We start from the raw sequence: 485 nt of genomic DNA on the forward strand, positions 1-485 counted from the left end.
GTAGTACTGTTAGCGGGGGTAACTCCAATTCTGGGTCCGACGATGGACCCGTTGCCGTCGCGTCATTCTTCAGTTTCTACGATTTCGCGCGGAAGATTACAAAGGACACGCCGGTCACGGTGAAGAATCTGATACCGACCGGTCTCCACGGCCACGGGTGGGAACCCGACGCGAGCGTCACGAGAGATATCATCGAAGCGGACGCGTTCATCCATGTCGGAGAGGACTTCCAGCCGTGGGCAGACCGCGCGATTCAAACGCTGAAAGACGACGACATCGACACCCAACTCATCAACGTCCGCGAGGGTGTCGAACTCGTCGAACTCGCCGCCAGCCTCGACAGGGACGAAGAGGGCGTCGGTCAAGGTCGCGGGAAAGACCCGCACTTCTGGCTCGACCCGCAGCGTGCGAAAACCTCCGTCGACAACATCACGGAGGGGCTGGTCGAACTCGCACCCGACCACGAAGATACCTTCCGCGAGAAC

At 60.0% G+C, this 485-nt stretch carries 1 protein-coding gene; it reads left to right on the forward strand.

Annotated features, from left to right (window positions below):
- Nucleotides 1-485: metal ABC transporter substrate-binding protein (locus D3D02_RS19260; protein WP_158599418.1), on the forward strand; the 485-nt coding region annotated here is incomplete at both ends.

This window comes from Halobellus sp. Atlit-38R, assembly GCF_003665925.1.
Lineage (GTDB): Archaea > Halobacteriota > Halobacteria > Halobacteriales > Haloferacaceae > Haloquadratum > Haloquadratum inordinatus.